Here is a 21723-nt window from a genome sequence, read left to right as displayed (position 1 = left end):
GCAGACCGGTCCGTTCAGGCCGGGAAGACATGCATTGCGTTCGGATCGAAGTTGAGCCCGATCCGTTCACCGGGCTCGGCAAGTTCGCTTTCATGGCGCCGGTCGGCAGTGACGAGGAAATCACCAAGGCCCTCGACCGCGACCGAGTATTCTACGGTAGAACCCAGAAAAATGCGGTGGGTCACCGTCCCCTGCAGTGTTGCAGTGCCATTTCGGACGAGGCTGATCGCTTCCGGCCGCAGGGCCACCATGGCAGCCCCGACCGTGCCGTTGGCGCGCGCAGGTTTCGAAAGACCGACGCCATTGGCAAGCCGCACCGCGCCTGCGCCCGGTTCGATCGTGGCGGCGATGCGGTTGGTCTTGCCGACGAAATCGGCGACGAAGAGACTTGCCGGGCGATCGTAGATCTCCTGCGGCGGTCCCATCTGCACGACGCGGCCGGTGCTCATGACGCAGACGAGATCGCTCATCGAAAGCGCCTCTTCCTGATCGTGTGTGACGAGGAGGAAGGTGATGCCCAGCTCGCGCTGCAGGCTCTGAAGCTCGATCTGCATGGCGGTGCGCAGCTTCTTGTCGAGCGCCGCGAGCGGCTCGTCGAGGAGCAGCACCTTCGGCTTGTTGACGATAGCGCGGGCGAGCGCCACGCGCTGCTGCTGGCCACCGGACATCTCGTGGATGCGGCGCTTGCCGAAGCCGCCGAGGCGAACCATTTCGAGCGCCTCCTGCGTGCGGCGCACGATCTCGGCGGTGGCGGCGCGCGGGCGCATCTGCTTCAAGCCATAGGCGACGTTCTGCTCGACATCGAGATGCGGGAAGAGGGCATATTGCTGAAAGACCATGTTGACCGGCCGGCGGTAGGCCGGCACGCCGTTCATCGACTGGCCGCCGACATAGACCGTGCCCTCGCTCGGCTGTTCGAAGCCGCCGATCATGCGCAGGCATGTGGTCTTGCCGCAGCCGGAAGGTCCAAGCAGCGCCACGAAGGCACCCTGCGGCACCGCGAGGTTGATGTCCGACACGGCCGTCACGCTGCCATAGCGTTTGGCGACCGAACGGAATTCGATGTCGTTCGTCGAAGCGGATGTCACGTCTGTTCCCTGCGGTTGTTTTTTGGAATCGCTCGCGGTTTTGCGCCGGCGCTTCCCACCGTCATTGTCAGGTAGCCTAGTCAAAGGTTACCGAGCCGGTATATACCCCAAGAGAGGTATTTCACCGCAGATTGCCTCGTGGGAGGAGTATACCCTGCAACAGTAGCGGCGGGGGAACGGTTTGGTCATCGACCTCGAGAGACTTTTTCAAGCCTTGTCGCCGCTGATCAGCGGCGCGCCTATGGACGACCAGGCGGTCGGCAGCACCTTCCGGCGGCTGATGTCGACCGTGATGAGCTTTGACTACGTCGTCGTCTTCGCCTATCGAGGCAAGGAGCGGCCGATCGACCTCTACAGCACCTTCGACGCCAAGGACCACGTGCTCTTCGTGAGCCTCTATCAGGCCGGACCCTATCTGCTCGACCCGTTCTACCACGCCGCATGCGCGCCGAAGCCTGGCGTGTGGCGGATGCGGGAACTCGCGCCCGACCGTTTCTTCTCCAGCGAATATTATCGCACCTACTATGTCCAGACAGGGCTTGCTGAAGAGGTCGGCTTTTTCGTTCCGGTCAGCGACCAGGTCACCGTGGTGCTTTCGCTCATGCGGCGCGAGGCGACCGGCGCGTTCAGCGGGGCGGAATTTGCCTTGCTCAGGAAGGTGGAGCCGCTGGTTGCGGCACTGGTTCGTCATCATTGGGGCGAGCTCGACCGCCGCTTCGACGCGGCGCTCGCTAGGACGGGACGAAACCGACGCAAGGCGGCGCATCCGCCCGCGGACGGCGTCTGGCGGCATCTCAATCTCACCGAGCGGGAGGCGGCGATCATCGAACTGGTGCTGCAGGGGCATTCATCCGAATCGATCGGATTGAAGCTCGGCATCTCGACAGGGACGGTCAAAGTCCACCGCCGCAACGTCTATCGCAAGCTCGGCATCTCCTCGCAGACGCAACTGCTCTCGCTTTACATCAAGAATCTAGGCCATTGACACCGTGAGCCGGTCTCATTCCCGAGAGAAACCCGAACCACCGGTTCAGGGCGGCTGAAGCCGCGATTCCGCTGATCCGAGCCCCGTAACTCGACAAATCCGCCAAGCTTCTGAAATCACGTGTTCTTTTCTGACCCGTAGCCGCGAAGCTGCTGCCGCCGACAAAGGAGGCGGCTTTTTTGCCGAGGCGCAACCATGTCGCGCTTGACAATTTTTTCATGTCGTGAAAATTATTTCATGTCCGATAAAAATTTCATGCGCTGCAAAAATTTTCATGCAGCGCAGCATGGGTGGAGACATGGCATTCATCGGTGGAATGGCGGTCCGCGACGACGAGGCGAGCATGGCGACGCGCGCGGCGTGGCTGCATTACGCTGGTGGATTGACCCAGGCGGAGGTCGCCAAGCGTCTCGGTCTCACATCGCTCAAAGCGCACCGACTGATCATGAAGGCGAACCAGGAAGGTCTGGTGAAGGTCTATATCGACGGTGACGTCTCCGAATGCGTCGAGCTGGAGCAGAGGCTTTCAAGCCGATACGGCCTTGATTATTGCGAGGTTGTTCCCGATTTCGACAGCGACGACCTGCCGTTGAAGGCGCTCGGGATATCGGGCGCACAATTCCTGAGGCGCGAGATCGAACGCGGCGAGACGGCGCTGATCGGCGTCGGCCATGGACGCACGCTCGCCGCCTGCGTGGAGTACCTGCCGCGCACTCCAGGCAACAACACCCGCTTCGTCTCTTTGCTCGGCGGTCTCACGCGAAAATTCTCCGCCAATCCGCATGACGTGATCCATCGCCTGGCAGAACGCACCGGCGCTGAGGCCTTTGTGATGCCGGTGCCGTTCTTCGCCAACACGGTGGAGGACCGCGACGTGCTCTTCAGCCAGCGTGGCGTGCGTGAGGTCTTCGAACTCGCGAAATCGGCTGATCTCCTTATGGTCGGCATCGGTACGGCCGAGCGCGAGGCCTCGCTGGTGGCGACCGGCATGATCGAGATGAGCGAGATCGAGGAAATACAGAAGGGCGGCGGCATGGGCGAATTGCTCGGCCACTTCTTTGATGAAAAAGGCCGGCCGATCGAAACGGCGCTTTCCAATCGCACCTTCACGCTCGGCCGTGAGGATTTGAGGAATCGCCGCACCGTGGCGGTCGCGGGCGGAAGGATCAAGGCGCGCGCCATTCGCGCGGTGCTCGAAAGCGGATTCCTGAGCGGGCTCATTACCGACGAGCGTACCGCGCAAGCGCTCGCTGCCTGAGAATATGCGGAACCCACACGGCGGCAGAGAGCCGACGCGCGAGGTCCAGGGAGGCAATACCGGTTGGGGTAGCCGGCCAGCTCAGTCGAGCAGTTCTACCCTTAGTGGAGGAGAGAACAGATGTACGATAAGGAGAAAGACCTCATTAGCGCATTCCTGCGCGGAGAGGTGGACCGTCGCGGCCTGTTGAAAGGTCTCGGCGCGGCAGGCTTGACGGCAGGCACCGCCGGCACCCTGTTCAACATGATGTCGACGCAGGCGCTCGCAGCCGATTTCGACTGGAAGGCGCATTCGGGCAAATCGCTGAAGCTGCTTCTCAACAAGCACCCCTATGCCGATGCGATGATTGCAAATCTTCAGACCTTCAAGGATCTGACCGGCATCGAAGTCACCTATGACGTCTTCCCCGAGGACGTCTATTTCGACAAGGTGACGGCGGCGCTCTCATCGAGCTCGTCGGAGTACGATGCCTTCATGACCGGCGCCTATATGACCTGGACCTATGGTCCGGCCGGCTGGATCACCGACCTCAACGAATGGATCAAGGATCCCTCGAAGACCAATCCGCAATATGGCTGGGACGATTTCCTGCCGGGCGTCAAGGCGTCCTGCGCCTGGAACGGCCAGCCGGGAGGGGCGCTCGGTTCGGAAGACGCCAAGCAGTGGTGCATTCCGTGGGGCTACGAGCAGAACAATCTCTCCTATAACAAGGAGATGTTCGACAAGGTCGGGGTCAGCGTTCCGAAGAACCTCGATGAGCTTTTGGTGACTGCAGCGAAGCTCACCAAGGATGTCGGTGGCGGTGTCTACGGCATCGGCGTGCGCGGCTCGCGCTCCTGGGCGACTATCCACCCGGGCTTCCTTTCCGGCTATGCCAATTTCGGCCAGAAGGATCTAAACGTCTCGGCCGACGGCAAGCTTTCTGCCGCGATGAATACGGCGGAATCGAAGGCCTTCCACGCCAAATGGGTGCAGATGATCCAGGAAAGCGGTCCGAAGGACTGGTCGACTTATACCTGGTACCAGGTCGGCACCGACCTCGGCGCCGGCGCTTCCGCCATGATCTATGACGCCGATATCCTCGGCTACTTCATGAACGGTGGCGACAACAAGATGGCGGGCAAGCTCGCTTACGCGCCTTTCGCCGCCAATCCGGCCGCCTCCGCGCCGACGCCGAACATCTGGATCTGGTCGCTGTCGATGTCCAACTTCTCCAAGGACAAGGACGCGACCTGGTATTTCCTGCAATGGGCGACCGGTCTGGAGCACGCGATCTTCGGTGCGACGAAGATGGACTTCGTCAACCCGGTCCGTGCCTCGGTCTGGAAGGATGAGATCTTCCGGGAACGGCTGAACAAGAGCTATCCGGGCTATGTGGAAATGCATGATATTTCCGCACCCGGCGCGAAGATCCACTTCACCGCCCAGCCCCTCTTCTTCGACCTCACCACCGAATGGGCGGCGACGCTGCAGAAGATGGTGGCGAAGGAGGTGCCGGTCGATGAGGGCCTCGACAAGCTCGCCGAGAGCATCAACCGGCAGCTCGCGGAAGCCGGGCTCGGTTAAGCACGAAAGAGTGCGTCGGCTCGCCCGCGGCGGTCGGCGTATCGACAACATGCACAAGCACGAGGAGGGGGTCTGGCTGCGCCGGCCGCGGCCGACTCCTTTATATCATCGACACAAGCATTCCGAACGGAGCTGGCCATGGCTTCTGTGACGCAACCCGGTGCAAGGACCGGCGGATTCAGGATCAGCAAGAGGGTTCTTCCCTATGTGCTCTCCCTGCCGGCGCTTCTCGTCTGCATCGGTATCCTGATCCCGTTCTTCACGGCGGTGATCTATTCCTTCCAGCGCTACCGACTGAGCCAGCCATGGGCACGCCAGTTCAACTGGGGTGAGAACTATCTGAACTTCTTCACCGATCCGGGCTTCTGGAACACGCTGAGGATCTCGCTGGTCTATGCGGGCGTCACCGTCGGCCTCGAGCTCTTGCTCGGGCTCGGGATCGCGCTGCTCCTGCAACGGCGTACGACGGTCAACAACTTCATCTCGATCATGCTGCTTCTGCCGCTGATGACGGCGCCGGCGCTCGCCGCGCTGATGTGGAAGCTGATGACCAATCCCGGCTTCGGAATTCTCAGCTACTTCGCAAGCCTTGTCGGTCTTGAGAACTTCCGCTGGGCCTCGTCGCCGGACACGGCACTCTTGACGGTCGTACTCGTCGATATCTGGGTCTATACGCCCTTCATCATGATCCTGCTGCTTGCGGGTCTGCGCTCGCTGCCGACGCAGCCTTTCGAGGCGGCGGCGCTTGACGGCGTGCCGCGCACCTTCGTCTTCTTCCGCATCACTCTGCCGATGCTGACGCCCTACATACTGACGGCGACGCTCTTCCGTCTGCTCGATTCGATCCAGCAGTTCGACATCATTTATGCGATGACGCAGGGTGGACCCGGCGACACGCTGACGGTCTTCCAGGTCGAGGCCTACCTCAACTTCTTCCAGTCGACCAACGTCGGCCGCTCCGCTGCGCTGCTCATCATCCTCTGGGCGATAACCTACGTTCTCTCGAACGTCTTCATCAAGAACTGGCTCCGGCTGCGCGAACGCGCCCGCGGCGAGGCGTAAGGAGGTTCCCATGGAAACCATGTCTCCGCTCGAACGTATCCTGCGCGGCATCGCTCTGACTCTGGTCGTCATCTTTTTCATGTTCCCGATCGTCTGGATCTTCCTCATGTCCTTCCAGACGAACGAGACGATCCTCAGGATCCCTCCCTCGGTGATCTTCACGCCAACGCTCGACAATTATGCGGCGCTGATCACCGGCAAGCTCACGACGGCCGCCGGTACGCTCGATATCGCTTTCATGCGCAATCTCGGCAATTCGGTCTTCCTGTCCGTCGCTTCCGTCGCCCTGGCCCTGGTCCTCGGCGTGCCGGCCGCCTATGCCTTTGCGCGGCACAAGTTCAGGGGTTCGGAGGACATTGCTTTCACGCTGCTCTCCTTCCGCTTCGCGCCGCCGCTGCTCGTGCTGTTGCCGCTGACGCAATATTTCCAGTGGCTTGGGCTCTCGAATACCTACTTCGGTCTTATCTGGGTATACCAACTGATCTGCCTGCCGCTGATCCTCTGGATCGTGCGCGGCTATTTCGAGGACATCTCGGCCGACGTCGAATATGCCTATCGCATCGCCGGCCATTCCTGGTTCTCGACCTTCCGCAAGATCGCCCTGCCGCTGGCGGGACCTGGAATTGCTGCGGCCGGCCTGCTCGCCTTCATCTTTGCCTGGAACAACTTCGTCTTCGCGCTGGTGCTGGCCTCCGCCGACAAGCAGCCGGTGACGGTCGGTGCGCTCGCTTTCGTCACGGCTTCCGGGATCCAATACGGCCAGATCGCCGCGGCGATCGTGCTCTCGATCACGCCGACGCTGGCACTCGCACTCTACGCCCAGCGCTACCTCGTCGAAGGTCTGTCGCTCGGCGCGGTGAAGGGATAATCGAAATGACCACGCTGCAATTGAAGAACATCGTCAAGCGCTACAAGAGCCAGACGGTTCTCGACGACCTGTCGCTCGACGTCGCGGATGGCGAGCGGCTGGTGCTCTTCGGACCGTCGGGTTCCGGCAAGACCGTGCTGCTCCGGCTGATCGCCGGCGTCATCGATCCGGATGAGGGCAGGGTGCTGATCGGCGGTGAAGACATGACGGCGGTCGACGCGGAGCATCGCGGCGTCGGCATGGCCTTCCAGAACTTCGCGCTGTTCCCGCATATGAGCGCATTCGACAATATCGCCAGTGCGCTGACCTCGCGGAAATCTTCCAGGGAGGCGATCGCCGCCGGCGTGCAGAAAGTGGCGAGGCTGTTGAAGATCGATCATGTGCTGAGCCACCATCCAAAGGCGCTCTCGAACGGGCAGAAACAGCGTACGGCGCTCGCCCGCGCGCTCGTCGGTTCGCCGCCGCTGCTGCTGCTCGATGATCCGCTCCGCAACGTCGACGCCAAGCTGCGTTTCGAGATGCGGCTCGAACTTCCGCGGCTGCTCGCCGCCCAGGGCGCGACCGTGATCTACGTCACCCAGGACTACAAGGAAGCGATGGCACTCGGCGACCGCATCGCCGTCATGGCCGAGGGCCGGATCCGCCAGATCGGCACGCCGGCGGACATCTATAACGCGCCCGCCGATATCGAGATCGCGCGCCTCTTCGGTGACCCGACCATCAACCTCCTCGATGTCGTGCCGCAGCGCGGGCCGGATGGGGCTTTCGTCGAACTCTCCGGCGTTCGGGTTCGTCTTCCGGGCTTCGGCGCGGAGATTGTCGGAAAGGAATGCGTCCTCGGACTGCGTCCGGAAACGCTCGCCTTCACCGAAGCCTCGGCGCTTGGTGCCGTACCCGTGACGGTCGAAGCGGAAACGCCGCTCAACGAGAAGACCGTGACGCTGGCGCTGACCGCGCGCGGTCGCGAGATCCTGGTTTCGCGCCCCGCCGGCACGCCCGGCCCCACCGCCGGACCCGCACACATCGCCGTCAACGGCCGGGCGGCCTTCCTGTTCGACAAGGCGACCGGCCAGCGCATTCGCCCTTCCGAAGTGGCATCCAAGCGTAATGGAGAAGCCGCATGAGCAGCACCGCTCTTTCGATTGACAAGGTCGACAAGTTCTACGGCCCGGTCGACTACGGCGTCCATGCCGTGAAGCAACTCAGCATGGAGGTCAGGAAAGGCGAGATCATCGCGCTTCTCGGTTCGTCCGGCTGCGGCAAGACCTCTACCCTCAGGATGATCGCCGGCTTCGAGCCGGTCTCGCGCGGCACGATCTCGCTCGGCGGCCGGCAGGTGCACACGCTTGCGCCGGTTCGCCGCAACGTCGCCATGGCCTTCGAGGGCTATTCGCTCTATCCGCCGCTGACGGTGCGCGAGAATATCGCTTTCGCGCTCAAGGCTTCGAAGCTGTCGCAGAGCGCTGTCGACGAGAAGGTGGCGAGCATCGCCAAGCTGCTCGAGATCGAGGACATTCTTGGGCGCTATCCGAGCTCGATCTCCGGCGGCCAGCAGCAGCGGGCCTCCCTCGGGCGCGCCCTTATCCGCGATGCGGCCCTGCATCTGCTCGACGAGCCGATGGGCCAGCTCGAGCCGCAATTGCGCGCGGTGTTGCGCGGCCGCATCAAGCACTACATCAAGGAACGCGGGCTGACCGCCATCCTCGTCACCCACGACCAGACCGAGGCGAACGCTCTGGCCGATCGGATCGCCGTCATGGAAGGGGGCGTGCTGCAGCAGTTCGACACGCCCAAGAAGATCAAGGAAAGGCCCGCAAATCTCTTCACCGGTACCTTCGTCGGCGAGCCGCCGATGAACGTCTTCGAGGCGAGCGTCAGCGGATCGGGCACCGGCATCCGCTTCGGTCTCAAGGACGGAGTACACCTGGACTATCACACCTCCGATTTCTCGCATCCGGTTCGGGAAGCGCTTTTGAAGCGGCAGAAAGTGGTTCTCGGCGTTCGACCCTATGCCGTTCGCCGCAGTGCCGACGGAGTCACTGGCCGCGTCGCCGTCAACCAGTGGCTCGGCGACCAGACCCACATCGCGGCGGATTTCGCCGGTGGGACGCTGGTTCTGGTAGAGCATGACCGGACGAAGCTCGAGGTCGGCCAGCCGATCGGAATCAGGCTTGATCCGTCGAGCCTGCATGTCTTCGACAGCGAGAGCGGCAATGCGATTTCGCATGGAGAGGAGCTCGCCTGATGCGCGACATCCTGATCGGCATCGATGCCGGGACGTCGGTCATCAAGTCGGTCGCCTTCGATCTCGGCGGCCGGCAGCTCGCCATGGCCGCAGTTCCCAACAACTATGAGGCGGTGGGCCGCGCCGGTGCCGTCCAGGACCTCCGGCGCACCTGGACGGACACAGTGAAAACCCTGGTCGAGCTCTCGGCCAGGATCGAGAACCTCCCTGGCCGTGTTGCCGCGATCGCGGTGACCGGTCAGGGGGACGGCACCTGGATGATCGACCGCGACGGGGAGCCGGTCGGCAAGGGCTGGCTCTGGCTCGATGCGCGCGCAAGCGCGATCGTCGAGCGGCTGCGCGCCGACAGCGGCGATGTCGAGCGCTTCTCGCACACCGGCTCGGGCCTTGCCGCCTGCCAACAGGGGCCGCAACTGCGCTGGATGCAGGAGCATGCGCCGGAAATGCTTGAAGGTGCCTCGACCGCCTTTCACTGCAAGGATTGGCTCTATTTCAATCTCACGGACAAACGCGCCACCGACCCGTCGGAGGCGAATTTCACCTTCGGCGATTTCCGCACGCGGCAATATTGCGACGATGTGATCGCCTTCCTCGGCCTTAAAAAACTCAAGCACCTGCTGCCGGAAATCGTCGACGGGGCGACTGCCCATCATGACCTCTCACCGACTGCGGCCGCGGCGACGGGATTACTGGCCGGGACGCCAGTCGTGCTCGGCTATGTGGACGTCGTCTGCACGGCGCTCGGCGCCGGCCTCTACGATCCCGGCACCGACACGGGCTGCTCGATCATCGGCTCGACGGGCATGCACATGCGCCTGGCGACGAGTGCCGACGACGTGCGCCTCAACCGCGATCTCACCGGCTACACCATGTGCATGCCGATCCCGGGCACCTATACGCAGATGCAGTCGAATATGGCGGCGACGCTCAATATCGACTGGATTCTCGCGCTAGCCGCTGGTGTCCTCAAGGGCATGGGGGTAGAGAAATCCAAGAGCGATCTGCTTGCCCACGCGGATCACTGGCTCTCGGAAGCAAAGGATGCTCCGCTTCTCTTCCAGCCCTACATCTCGGAGGCGGGTGAGCGCGGCCCCTTTGTCGATGCCTCGGCTCGGGCCTCCTTCGTCGGGCTTTCGATGGTGCATGGTTTCGGCGACATGCTGCGCGCGGTCTTCGATGGCCTCGCCCTTGCCGCGCGGGATTGCTATGCCGAGATGGGGCCGCTGCCGAAATGCATACGCCTGACCGGCGGTGCTGCCCGCAGTGCTTCCCTCCGCCGTATCCTCGGCGCTGCACTCGGCGCCAGCATTCAGACGAGCGAACGCGAAGAGGCCGGTGCGGCCGGGGCAGCGATGATCGCCGCCGTTTCGCTTGGCATCTATCCTTCGATGGCCGATTGCGTCGGCGACTGGGTGCGGCCGCACCATCGCCCTGCTGAGCCGGCCGATGAGGACCTCGTCCGTCGATACGACGCGCTTTTCCCCGCCTACCAGCAGTCGCGCCTCGCGCTCAGACCCGTATGGCACGCGCTCTCCCACGCGGCCGGGGCGGGAACTCCACAGGAAAGACCGCAATGAAGAAGATAGCCATTATCGGCGACCGGTTCATGCTGCCGGATGTGTTTCGCGACAAGATCGTCGAGGCCTGCGGCGATGGGCACGAGATACGCATGCTCGAACAGCCCTGGCCCGACGTGCCGATGGAGCACGGCTACGCGGTCGAGGGCATGGACGGGCTCAAGGAATATCTCGGCAGGCCGGACGAGATCGTCCGTTTCATCGGTGACGCCGAGATCCTGGTGACCCAGCTCGCGCCGCTGTCGCGCATTATGTTGGCGGACCTGCCGAGCTTGAAGCTCGTTGCCGTGTCGCGCGGCGGTCCGGTCAATATCGACATGAAGGCGGCTCGCGATGCTGGCGTCCGCGTCGTCAACACGCCCGGTCGCAATGCGAGCGCAGTCGCCGAGTTCACCATAGGCGCTATTCTTGCCGAGACTCGGCTGATCCGCGTTGGACATGAGGCGCTGCGGCGGGGCGAATGGCGCGGCGACCTCTATCGCGCCGACCGCACGGGCCGCGAGCTTTCGGAAATGACTGTCGGCGTTATCGGCTACGGCAATATCGGCACCAAGGTCGTCCGGTTGCTGCGTGCCTTCGGCACCAAGGTGCTTGTCCACGATCCCTATGTGCAGCTCAGCGCCGAAGACCGGAATGCCGGCGTCGAGCATGTCTCGCTCAACGAACTCCTGGAGCGCGCCGACGTGGTGACGCTGCATCCGCGTGTGACCGAGGAGACGAAGAACATGATGAACGCCGAGACGTTCGCGAAAATGAAGTCGGGAGCGATCTTCGTGAACACTGCGCGTGGGCCGCTTTGCGATTACGACGCGCTTTACGAGAATCTCGTCAACGGTCATCTCGCAAGCGCCATGCTGGAGACCTTCGCGGTGGAGCCGGTGCCGGAAGGCTGGCCGCTCCTGAAGCTCCCCAATGTGACGCTGACGCCGCATATCGCCGGCGCATCGGTGCGCACCGTCACCTATGCGGCGGAGATGGCGGCGGAAGAGGTGCGCCGCTACATCGCCGGCCTGCCGCCGGTCAATCCGTGCTGAGGTGATGGCGATGAGCGAACTTCAATTGCGCCGGTCGATTATCGACCATTGCCGCCACATGAACGCGATCGGCCTTAACCAGGGCACGTCGGGCAATATCAGCGTGCGCCACGGCGAGACGATGCTGATAACGCCCTCGGCCATTCCCTATGCAGAGATGACGCCGGAGATGATCGTCGCGATGCCGATCGACGGCGAGTATGGCGCCTGGTCCGGGCCGAAGAAGCCGTCCGTCGAATGGCCTTTCCATCTCGACATCATGCGGGCGCGACCGGAGGTGGGGGCCGTTGTCCATACGCATGCCACCTTCTCGACGATCCTCGCGATCGCGGGCAAACCCATTCCCGCTTGCCACTACATGATCGCCGCCTTCGGCGGGGTCGATATTCGCGTTGCCGATTACGCCCGCTATGGCACCAAGGCGCTTTCGGAAAACGTGCTGAAGGCGTTGGAGGGGCGTTCCGCCTGCCTCATGGCCAATCACGGCATGATCGCGACCGGGCCGAGCATCGAGAGAGCGATGTGGGCAGCGGTCGAGCTCGAGGCGATCGCCAGGCAATATTACCACACGCTGCTGATCGGCGGACCGGTGATCCTCCCGGACGAAGAGATCGCCGGAGTCCTCGAAGGCTTCGCCAGCTACGGGTTGCAGAACAAGCGCGACGGTACCGCAGCCGCATGACCAGCATGACAGGAGATAGGCACGTGAGTACCGAAACCGGGACATACGATCTTTTCGTCATCGGCGGCGGCATCAACGGCGCGGGCATTGCCCGCGACGCGGCGGGAAGAGGGCTTTCTGTCCTGCTCTGCGAAAAGGACGACCTGGCGCAGGGAACCAGTTCGCGTTCGGGCAAGCTGGTGCATGGGGGCCTGCGCTATCTTGAATATTACGAGTTTCGCCTGGTGCGCGAGGCGCTGATCGAGCGCGAAGTGCTTCTGGAATCGGCGCCGCATATCATCTGGCCGATGCGCTTCGTGCTGCCGCACAATCCCGCCGACCGGCCGGCCTGGCTCGTTCGCCTCGGCCTTTTCCTCTACGATCATCTCGGCGGCCGCAAGCGTCTTCCCGGAACACGGACGATCGATCTGCGCACCGCACCCGAAGGCGCGCCGATCAAACCGGCCTATGGCAAGGCCTTCGAATATTCCGACTGTTGGGTCGACGACTCACGGCTTGTCGTCTTGAACGCCCTCGACGCCGGTAAGAGAGGCGCCCGAATCCTGACCCGTACCGCCTGCAGCAGCATTCGCCGCCGCGGCGATGCCTGGCATGTCGAGATGACGGATGCTGAGACCGGTGCGAAGACGGAGGTCAATGCACGTTGTGTGGTCAACACCGCCGGGCCCTGGGTCAATGACGTGATCGGCCGGATCGCGGGGCTCAACTCCCGCCGTAGCGTTCGCCTCGTCAAGGGCAGCCATATCGTCGTGCCGAAGTTCTGGGAGGGACGGCAGGCCTATCTCGTCCAGAATCCCGACAAGCGCGTCATCTTCATCAATCCCTACCAGAACGATCTGGCGCTGATCGGGACCACGGACATTCCCTATGAGGGCCGGCCGGAAGACGTGGCCGCGGACAGCAACGAAATTGCCTATCTACTCAAATCGGTGAATCGCTACTTCAAACAGCAGCTTAGTGAAGGCGACATCCTTCACAGCTTCTCCGGCGTGCGCCCGCTTTACGACGACAATGCCGAAAACCCGTCGGCGGTGACGCGCGACTATATTTTCGAGCTCGATGGCGGCAAAGGCGAGGCCCCGCTGCTCTCGGTGTTCGGCGGGAAGATCACCACCTTTCGCAAACTGTCCGAGCACGCGTTGGAGCGGTTGAAGCCTTTCTTTCCGAAGATGGGCCCTGCCTGGACCGCGCGCGCTCACCTCCCGGGCGGCGACATGGCGGATGCGGACTTCGACCAGTTTCTCGGCGATCTGCGCGCCCGCTATCGCTGGCTGCCGGCCGATCTCGCCAAACATTATGCGCGGCTCTACGGCACCCGGTCGCATGAACTCATTGACGACGCGGCCTCGCTCGATGAACTCGGCACGGCCTTCAGCCCACTTTTGCGCGAGCGGGAGGCCCGCTTTCTCATCGAGACCGAGTGGGCGCGCACGGCGGAAGACCTGCTCGAACGCCGCACGAAGCACGGTCTGCATATGAGCGAGGCGGAGAAGCGGGCCTTCAGCGGCTGGCTCGAAGGCCAGCAGGCGGCGGCGTGAGAAAGGAGCAGGCGATGTTGCGAAGCTCCGAATTCGAGGCGCTTCTAGATCTCTCGGCGCGCGTCGGCGCCGACCCTGAACTCGTTCAGGGCGCGGGCGGCAACACCTCGATCAAGGAGGGCGGCACCCTCTGGATCAAGGCCTCGGGCCTGTGGCTTGCCCATGCCCGCATGCGCGAGGTTATGGTGCCGGTCGCGCTCGATCCGTTGCTCGATGCTCTCGAACGTGACGACCCGGCGGCGGAAAAGGCGCAGGATTTCGTTTTTCGGGAACTCAACCCGTCCGGCCTCAGACCGTCGATCGAAACCACGGTCCATGCACTGATGCCGCAGAAGGTGGTGATTCATGTGCATTGCGTAGTGACGATCGCAGCCGCCGTGCAGACCAATGCGGCGGCGATCGCGACGGAAAAGCTTCGCGGCATCCCCCATGCATTCGTGCCCTATGCAAGGCCCGGTCTGCCGCTCGCAAGGGCTATAGCCGAGCGGATCGATGAGGACACGGCTGTGCTGGTGCTCGGCAATCACGGGCTCGCGGTGGCTGCGGAGACGGTCGAGGAAGCGGCACGGCTTCTTGCCGAGGTTTCGCAGCGTTTTGCGGTGCCGGTGCGCCCGGCGCCGGCTGCCGACCTCGCAACGCTGTCGCGTCTCGCCGTCAACAGTGCCTATCGCTTGCCCGAGGACGAAAGGCTGCACGACGCTGCGACGGACCTCGAAAGCTGCAGGATCACCGCCGGCGGAAGTCTCTACCCCGACCATGTGATCTTCCTCGGCAAGGGATCGGTGATCGCCGCTCCAGAGGAAAATGCCCTCTCTCTCGAAGAGGAATTCCGCAATGCCGGCCAAAACCTGCCGCCGGTGCTCCTTTTCCCGGGCAAGGGGGCGCTGGTGCTCAAGGATATCTCCGCCGGGGCGCTGGCTATGGCGCGCTGCCTTTCGGATGTGGCGGCGCGCATCCCTGCGGGTACGCGGCTGCGTTATCTCACCGACGCGGAAAATGCCGAACTTCTCGGTTGGGACGCGGAGAAATATCGCCAGCAACTGAACCGGGCAGGGCAGGTGCTGCAATGAGCGGACAGAGTAATCTTGTTCTCGGCATCGACATGGGCACATCCGGCGCCCGTGCCGTTGCGATGTCGGATGGCGGCGATATCGTCGCATCCGCTTCAGCGAAACTCGCCGCTTTTTCCGATGACCACCGTGATCCGCTCGGCTGGTGGCAAGCGGTGCAGGCGGCACTCGCGGAGACACTTGCGGCAATCGACCCGGCGCAGGTGTGCGCTATCGGTATCGACGGCACCTCGGGCACGATGCTGCCGGTTGCCGCCGACGGTGCGCCGCTCGCGGCGCCGTTGATGTATAACGATCCGGTTGAAGATGCGGCCATTCTCGAAACCATTGCCGCCCACGCGCCGAAGGAGAGCGCCGCCCATGGCGCGACCTCGGGCCTCGCAAAGGTGCTCTCGTTTCAGTCGCTGCCCGTCGTCTTCCGTGTCATCCACCAGGCGGATTGGCTCGCCGGGCATTTCACCGGCCTCTACGACGTCAGTGACGAGAACAACGCGCTGAAGACCGGCTACGACCCGGTCGCCCGTTGCTGGCCGGATTGGCTGGCGCGGACCGGTGCGCGCGTCGATCTGCTGCCGGAGGTGTTGCCGGCAGGTAGCCCGGTGGCGACGATCTCGCCTGCTGCGGCGGAAGCCTTGGGCTTGCCGCGTGACGTCGTCGTTGTCGCGGGCACAACCGATGGCTGCGCCTCGTTCCTGGCAACTGGTGCCGACCGGCCGGGCGATAGCGTCAGCGCGCTCGGCACCACGCTCACCGTCAAGATGCTGTCCGACAAGCCGCTCTTCGCCCCGGAATACGGGCTCTACAGCCATCGGATCGGCGATATGTGGCTTGCCGGCGGCGCCTCCAATTCGGGCGGGGCAGTGCTCGCCGCGCATTTCAGTGCGGAGCGGATCGCGGAACTCTCAGCACGTATCGATCCGACGACCGATACCGGTCTGGACTACTATCCGCTGACGAAGCCCGGCGAGCGGTTTCCGATAGCCGATCCTCAGCTCGCGCCGCGCATGGAGCCGCGGCCCGGGGATGACGCGGAATTCCTGAAGGCCATATTCGAGGGGATCGCCTGTGTGGAGCGTCTCGCCTATGAACGGCTCGTCTCCCTCGGTAGCCCGGAGCTTCGCTCGGTCCGCACCGTCGGCGGCGGTGCGAAGAACACGGCCTGGACGGCGATCCGCGAGCGTAAGCTCGCCGTTCCCTTCCTGCCGGCGCTTTCGGAAGAGGCGGCGGCCGGCACGGCGCGCCTTGCACTTCACGGAGCGAAGGAGGCGGGCGTGCTATGAACGGTATCCGGACAATTCCCGGCGTCTCCGCGATCGCCGACGCTTATGATGCCTTTCTGATAGACCAGTACGGGGTGCTCCGAGACGGGCGTGGGCCCTATCCCGGTGCGGCGGAGACGCTCGTCCGCCTCAAACAGGCCGGCAAGCGGGTCATCATTCTTTCCAACTCGGGCAAGCGTTCGATGGAAAACGACCGCCGGCTGGCAGAACTCGGTTTCGAGCCAAGGAGCTGGCACTGGTTCCTGACCTCGGGGGAGGTCGCCTGGCAGATGCTCAGGCGCGAGGCTGAGACAGGAGGCAGGGTTGCGCGAAAATGCCTGCTCGTCAGCCGCGACGGTGATCTTTCTCCGCTGAAGGGGTTGGATCTTGTCCGCACCGAAAATGGCGAGGATGCCGATATCGTGCTCCTGGCGGGAAGCGAAGGCGATATTCATCCGCTTTCCTATTACGAGGATATGCTCCGACCGGCCGCCGAGCGCGGCGTGCCATGCCTTTGCACCAACCCCGACAAGGTAATGCTGACGAAGACGGGCCACGCCTTCGGCGCGGGGCGGATCGCCGAGCTCTACGAAGAGCTTGGTGGCAAGGTGCGCTGGATCGGCAAGCCCTTTCCCGACATTTACGACTTCGCGCTCGACTTTTTAGGTCGGCCCGATCCGGCGCGGGTCTGCGCTATCGGCGACAGCGTCGAGCATGACATTGTGGGCGCGGCAGCCGTCGGGCTCGCCTCCGTCCTGGTGACGACCGGCATTCTCGAACGCCAGTCGGACGAGGAGCGCCGGCTCCTCTTCGTCGAGCATGGCGCCGCGCCCGATTTCATCCTCCCGAAATTTCTCTGGTAGCAAGGAGCCCGGCCATGGCCTTCACGCTGTCGCTCAACACCAATCCTCTCGTCAATCGCTTTGCCGAGCCGGACGACCTGATCGACACGATCGCCGAGAAGATCCGCATCGGTTATGTCCAGCTCACCCATGAATTCGTGAATCCAGGCTGGCCGGCGGCGACGATCAACAAGACGCTTCGGCAGTTTCGAAGCGCGCTCGCGCGCACCGGCGTGAAGATCACCTCCGGCATGACCGGGCCCTATGGCCGCCTCAACCACTTCGGCCACCCCGACCCCGATGTCCGGCGCTACTACGTCGATTGGTTCAAGACTTTCGCCGATATTTCCGTCGCACTCGGCGCTTCCGGAATGGGCACGCAATTCGCGATCCTCACGCTCAAGGATTATGACGATCCGGTGCGCCGGGAGGAGCTGGTGGCGATCGCCATCGAATGCTGGCGCGAGGTCGCCGAGCACGCCAAGGCGGCCGGGCTTTCCTACGTCTTCTGGGAGCCGATGTCGATCGGCCGCGAATTCGGTCACACGATCGAAGAGTGCAGGGCGCTCGACCGGCGGTTGGCCGCTGCCGAACTGCCCATCCCTATGAAGATGATGGTCGACATCGATCATGGCGACGTCACATCGCCGAACGCCGCCGATGTCGATCCCTATGCCTGGGCCGAGGCCTTTCCGCGGCGGTCCCCGATCATTCACATCAAGCAGTCGTCGATGAACAAGGGCGGCCACTGGCCCTTCACCGCGGCCTATAACAAGGACGGCCGCATCACGCCAGAGCGCCTGATCGAAGCCGTAAGAAGGGGCGGCGGGACTGACAACGAGATCTGCCTCGAACTCTCGTTCCGTGAGCGCGAGCCGACCGATCACAGGGTCGTCGAGATGATCCGGGAGTCGGTCGAGTTCTGGGAACCGTATATCGATACCGGCTTTAATCGCGTCTAAAATATCACATTCATACATAACAAAATCTCACAATGTAAGTTGAAATATCACATCATCATGTTATCTTCTCCGTGGTGGCGCGGAGGCAGGCCGCGCCGGATCGGGACGATGCGATGAAACCGGAAGACAGGCGAGAGGCGATCATGGAGGTGCTGATGGAGGCGGGAACGGCCTCCGTCGAGGATCTTGCGCTGCGCTTCGGCGTCAGCAAGATGACCGTTCACCGCGACCTCGACGACCTTGAGCAGGCGGGGCTGTTGCGCAAGGTCCATGGGGGCGCCTCGATTCAATCGAGCTCGCAATTCGAAAGCGATTTCCGCTATCGGGAAAAGATCGCGACGAGCGAGAAGCGGCGGATCGCCGAGCACGCGGCAACGCTGATCGAGCCCGGCCAGAGCGTCATCATCGACGACAGCTCGACCACAGGCGCGATTGCCGCCTTTCTCAAGGATATCCGCCCGCTCACCGTCATCACCAACAATCTCGGCGTGATCGCCGAGCTTTCCGGCGCGCCGGGTGTCAATCTGATCGCGCTCGGCGGGCAGTACAGCAAGAAGTTCAACGGCTTCTTCGGCATCGTTACCGAGGAGGCGCTGCGGTCGCTCCGCGCCGACGTGGCCTTCCTGTCGAGTTCGGCGATCGAGGGGGCGGCAGCCTTCCACCAGGACCAGGAGGTCGTGCAGACCAAGCGGCAGATGGTGAAGTCGGCGAGCCGTAAATACCTGCTCGTGGACCATGGCAAGTTCGGGCGCTCGGCCCTGCATTTCCTGACCGGGCTTGAAGCCTTCGACGCCGTGCTGAGCAGCGACGACGTCTCGGACCAACACGCGGCGGCGCTCGGTGATGCCGGCGTTAAGCTCATCAGGGTCAGCAGTCAGAAAATATCGGAGAATGCATGAGCAAGTCAGTTCTCTGGGTCGGCACGAGCTGGAAGATGAACAAGACGCTGGCGGAGGCGATGACCTTCGCCGACGGTCTTGCCGCCGCCGACGCGTCGCGCGACCCGCGCATCCAACGGTTCGTCATTCCGCCCTTCACGGCGGTGCGGCAGGTGAAGGAGAGGCTGAAGGCGACGAGCGTCAAGGTCGGTGCGCAGAACATGCACTGGGAAGATGCCGGGGCTTGGACCGGAGAGATCTCACCCCTGATGCTCAAGGATTGCGGTCTCGATATCGTCGAGCTCGGCCACAGCGAACGTCGCGAACATTTCGGCGAAACCGATCGCACCGTCGGCCTGAAGACGGCCGCTGCCGTCAAGCACGGTCTCGTGCCGCTGATCTGCATCGGCGAGACACTTGCAGAACGCGAGGCGGGCCAGGCGGATGCGGTGTTGACGCGTCAGGTGGAAGGCGCCTTTGCCTTGCTCGAAGGAGCGGCCAGGAATGCGCCGATCCTGCTCGCCTATGAGCCCGTCTGGGCGATCGGCGCCAATGGCATACCGGCGACCGCCGATTATGCCGATGCCCGCCACAGTCTTATCGCCGAGGTCGCAAAGACCGCGCTCGGCGTGGCCGTGCCGGTGCTCTACGGCGGCAGCGTCAATCCCGAGAACTGCGAGGAACTGATCGTCCAGCCCCATATCGACGGCCTTTTCATCGGCCGTTCGGCTTGGGACGTCGGCGGCTATCTCGACATTTTGCAATGCGTGGCCAAGGCGATTTGAGCAATCGTCACATAGTCTCCAACAAGTGCGGAAAGGAAACATCCATGAAAATCGCGATCGGAGCTGACAGCGCAGGCAAGCCCCTGCTCGACGTCATCGCCGCGCATCTCGCCGGGAAAAGCGATATCGAGGTGAAGGACTTGAGCCATACAGGCTATTATGCCGATCTCTCCCGCGATCTGGCGCAGACGATCACGGCCGGCGAGAACGATCGCGGCATCCTGATCTGCGGCACCGGCATCGGTGTCTGCATCTCGGCCAACAAGGTGCCTGGCATCCGGGCCGCATTGACACACGACACTTACTCGGCCGAGCGGGCTGCCAAATCCAACAATGCCCAGATCATCACCATGGGTGCGCGCGTCATCGGGCCGGAACTGGCGAAGTCGATCGTCGATACCTGGCTCGCCTCGGAGTTCGACCCGAACGGTCCATCGGCTGCCAACGTGCAGGCGATCGACCGTCTCGACGCCGAGAAATAACCGCTGCAATTTCTGCGGCGCATGCTGATCCTCCCTCATGCGCGCTACAGCGCCGCGCGTCTGTTCAGACGCGCGGCGCTGTAGCGCTTTTGAATCGCTGCATGCTTTGTCCTTAAATCGGCTAGGATTTAAGGAAACATGCAGGGCGAGACGCCCGGCAGCGATGCCGGGTGCTTTCGTTTGGAGCCGACGTGTCGGGCCTTGACGGACTTTCGGCACACACTTGAAGATGCTCGCCTGTCAGTGAGGAGCGCTTCATGTCCGAGACCATATCGCAAAAGCCGTATTCTGGTGCGCATCACGTATCGAGGATGCGCGGCCGTGATCCGCACGAGGGCCACCGTGCAGCGACGCCGCTCGAATTGCTCTTCGACCTGACCTTCGTCATCGCCTTCAGCCTTGCCGCGTCGCAGCTCGCGCATCTGCTGGCGGAAGGGCATTTCAAGGCCGGGCTGATCGGCTTCGGCTTCGCCAGTTTCGCCATCTGCTGGGCCTGGGTGAACTTTTCCTGGTTCGCTTCCGCCTATGACACGGATGATTGGGTGTTCCGCTCAGTGACGATGGTGCAGATGGTCGGCGTGCTGATCCTCGCCATCGGACTGCCGCCGATGTTCGAGTCGGTCGACAAGGGCGAGCATCTCAATAACGGCGTCATGGTGCTCGGCTATGTGGTGATGCGCGTCGCCATGGTGTTTCAGTGGCTCCGGGCAGCCCGCCAGGACCCATCCCGCCGCAAGGCCTGCACCACGTATGCGGCGGCCATTTCCATCGCCCAGCTAGGCTGGGTCATCCTGATTTTCATCGATTTCTCGCTGCTTGCGACCTTGGCCTTCGTCGTGGTGTTGACGGCAGTCGAGATGACCGGGCCGGTGATCGCGGAATCGTTTCAGGGAGGGACGCCCTGGCACGCCCACCATATCGCCGAGCGTTACAGCCTTCTCGCGATCATCGCGCTCGGCGAAGGCGTGGTCGGAACGGTGGCTTCGGTCACGGCGGTTGTCGAAGGGCACGGCTGGAATCTTGACGTCGCCCTCGTCTGCATCGCCGGCACGGGACTGACCTTCGGCATGTGGTGGATCTATTTCATGCTTCCGAGCGCGGAGATCCTGCACCGGTTCCGCAAGCGCGCCTTCGTTTGGGGCTACGGTCACATGCTGATTTTCGCCGCGATCGTCGCGACAGGCGCGGGCTTGCATGTCGCCGCCTATTACATCGAGCACAAGGCGCATATTTCCTCGGTGACAACGGTGATGACGGTGGCTGTTCCCGTCGCGATCTACGTGGCGCTGATCTACGCCATGTATACCTATCTGTTGCGCCGCTCGGACCGTCTCCACATTTGGCTCCTGGCCGGGACGGCGTTCGTGCTGGCCGCATCTGTTGCGGCAGCGGCAGCGGGCATCCCCATGGCGATATGCCTCATCATCCTGATGCTGGCGCCGGTCGTGACGATCGTCGGCTATGAGCTTGCTGGCCACCGGCACCGTGCCCAAGCGCTCATGCAGGCGCTTGGCAGGGAGGTGGAAGGGTAGCGGGACGTCG

The 21723-nt window shown here is 63.1% G+C and carries 20 protein-coding genes; 19 read left to right on the top strand and 1 reads right to left on the bottom strand.

What is annotated here, in order from left to right; translation table 11 throughout:
• Positions 1 to 14: 14 nt before the first annotated feature.
• Positions 15 to 1088 (bottom strand): ABC transporter ATP-binding protein, encoded by a 1074-nt coding sequence (locus M728_RS10575; protein ID WP_026619020.1) that lies wholly within the window; start codon positions 1086 to 1088, stop codon positions 15 to 17.
• 181 nt (positions 1089 to 1269) lie between these two features.
• Here M728_RS10575 and M728_RS10570 point away from each other — a divergent pair, with 181 nt between their 5' ends.
• The 19 genes from M728_RS10570 (at position 1270) to M728_RS10480 (ending at position 21713) form a co-directional block, all read left to right on the top strand.
• On the top strand, positions 1270 to 2073 hold the full coding sequence (locus M728_RS10570; protein WP_026619021.1) for a LuxR C-terminal-related transcriptional regulator: 804 nt from the start codon (positions 1270 to 1272) through the stop codon (positions 2071 to 2073).
• 298 nt (positions 2074 to 2371) lie between these two features.
• Positions 2372 to 3331 (top strand): sugar-binding transcriptional regulator, encoded by a 960-nt coding sequence (locus tag M728_RS10565; RefSeq protein WP_026619022.1) that lies wholly within the window; start codon positions 2372 to 2374, stop codon positions 3329 to 3331.
• Between the two features lie 120 nt (positions 3332 to 3451).
• The gene (locus tag M728_RS10560) at positions 3452 to 4897 is read left to right on the top strand and encodes an ABC transporter substrate-binding protein (protein WP_026619023.1); all 1446 of its coding nucleotides are present in this window, start codon (positions 3452 to 3454) and stop codon (positions 4895 to 4897) included.
• Between the two features lie 138 nt (positions 4898 to 5035).
• A complete protein-coding gene (locus M728_RS10555; protein ID WP_026619024.1) occupies positions 5036 to 5959 on the top strand; it encodes a carbohydrate ABC transporter permease in 924 nt (307 codons plus the stop codon).
• 10 nt (positions 5960 to 5969) lie between these two features.
• A complete protein-coding gene (locus tag M728_RS10550) occupies positions 5970 to 6827 on the top strand; it encodes a carbohydrate ABC transporter permease (RefSeq protein WP_026617841.1) in 858 nt (285 codons plus the stop codon).
• A gap of 5 nt (positions 6828 to 6832) precedes the next feature.
• Positions 6833 to 7951 (top strand): ABC transporter ATP-binding protein, encoded by a 1119-nt coding sequence (locus M728_RS10545; RefSeq protein WP_026619025.1) that lies wholly within the window; start codon positions 6833 to 6835, stop codon positions 7949 to 7951.
• Positions 7948 to 9072, top strand: a complete 1125-nt coding sequence (locus tag M728_RS10540) for an ABC transporter ATP-binding protein (RefSeq protein ID WP_026619026.1) — start codon at positions 7948 to 7950, stop codon at positions 9070 to 9072. The genes M728_RS10545 and M728_RS10540 overlap by 4 nt, the downstream gene beginning before the upstream one ends.
• Positions 9072 to 10649, top strand: a complete 1578-nt coding sequence (locus M728_RS10535) for an FGGY-family carbohydrate kinase (RefSeq protein ID WP_026619027.1) — start codon at positions 9072 to 9074, stop codon at positions 10647 to 10649. Before M728_RS10540 ends, M728_RS10535 begins: the two co-directional genes overlap by 1 nt.
• Positions 10646 to 11683: a 2-hydroxyacid dehydrogenase gene (locus M728_RS10530; protein ID WP_026619028.1), complete on the top strand. Its 1038-nt coding sequence runs from the start codon at positions 10646 to 10648 to the stop codon at positions 11681 to 11683. The genes M728_RS10535 and M728_RS10530 overlap by 4 nt, the downstream gene beginning before the upstream one ends.
• Before the next feature lie 10 nt (positions 11684 to 11693).
• Complete coding sequence (locus M728_RS10525; protein ID WP_026619029.1) at positions 11694 to 12365, top strand: class II aldolase/adducin family protein; 672 nt, start codon at positions 11694 to 11696, stop codon at positions 12363 to 12365.
• On the top strand, positions 12362 to 13903 hold the full coding sequence (locus M728_RS10520) for a glycerol-3-phosphate dehydrogenase (RefSeq protein ID WP_156943332.1): 1542 nt from the start codon (positions 12362 to 12364) through the stop codon (positions 13901 to 13903). Before M728_RS10525 ends, M728_RS10520 begins: the two co-directional genes overlap by 4 nt.
• A 14-nt stretch (positions 13904 to 13917) precedes the next feature.
• Positions 13918 to 14973 (top strand): class II aldolase/adducin family protein, encoded by a 1056-nt coding sequence (locus M728_RS10515; RefSeq protein ID WP_026619031.1) that lies wholly within the window; start codon positions 13918 to 13920, stop codon positions 14971 to 14973.
• A complete protein-coding gene (locus M728_RS10510) occupies positions 14970 to 16253 on the top strand; it encodes an FGGY-family carbohydrate kinase (RefSeq protein ID WP_026619032.1) in 1284 nt (427 codons plus the stop codon). The genes M728_RS10515 and M728_RS10510 overlap by 4 nt, the downstream gene beginning before the upstream one ends.
• Positions 16250 to 17095, top strand: coding sequence for a TIGR01459 family HAD-type hydrolase (locus M728_RS10505; RefSeq protein WP_026619033.1), 846 nt, complete (start codon positions 16250 to 16252; stop codon positions 17093 to 17095). The genes M728_RS10510 and M728_RS10505 overlap by 4 nt, the downstream gene beginning before the upstream one ends.
• A 14-nt stretch (positions 17096 to 17109) precedes the next feature.
• Positions 17110 to 18036: a sugar phosphate isomerase/epimerase gene (locus M728_RS10500; protein WP_026619034.1), complete on the top strand. Its 927-nt coding sequence runs from the start codon at positions 17110 to 17112 to the stop codon at positions 18034 to 18036.
• 113 nt (positions 18037 to 18149) lie between these two features.
• Entirely contained in the window at positions 18150 to 18935 is a 786-nt protein-coding gene (locus tag M728_RS10495; RefSeq protein WP_026619035.1) for a DeoR/GlpR family DNA-binding transcription regulator, read from the top strand.
• The gene (locus tag M728_RS10490; RefSeq protein ID WP_026619036.1) at positions 18932 to 19699 is read left to right on the top strand and encodes a triose-phosphate isomerase; all 768 of its coding nucleotides are present in this window, start codon (positions 18932 to 18934) and stop codon (positions 19697 to 19699) included. Before M728_RS10495 ends, M728_RS10490 begins: the two co-directional genes overlap by 4 nt.
• 44 nt (positions 19700 to 19743) lie before the next feature.
• Positions 19744 to 20181 (top strand): RpiB/LacA/LacB family sugar-phosphate isomerase, encoded by a 438-nt coding sequence (locus M728_RS10485; RefSeq protein ID WP_026619037.1) that lies wholly within the window; start codon positions 19744 to 19746, stop codon positions 20179 to 20181.
• 257 nt (positions 20182 to 20438) lie between these two features.
• The gene (locus M728_RS10480; protein ID WP_026619038.1) at positions 20439 to 21713 is read left to right on the top strand and encodes a low temperature requirement protein A; all 1275 of its coding nucleotides are present in this window, start codon (positions 20439 to 20441) and stop codon (positions 21711 to 21713) included.
• Positions 21714 to 21723: the final 10 nt, after the last annotated feature.

The sequence above is a fragment of the Ensifer sp. WSM1721 genome (assembly GCF_000513895.2).
Classification (GTDB): domain Bacteria; phylum Pseudomonadota; class Alphaproteobacteria; order Rhizobiales; family Rhizobiaceae; genus Sinorhizobium.
Note: the sequence above shows the minus strand (reverse complement) of the source record. Positions and strands in the feature narration are given on the sequence as shown.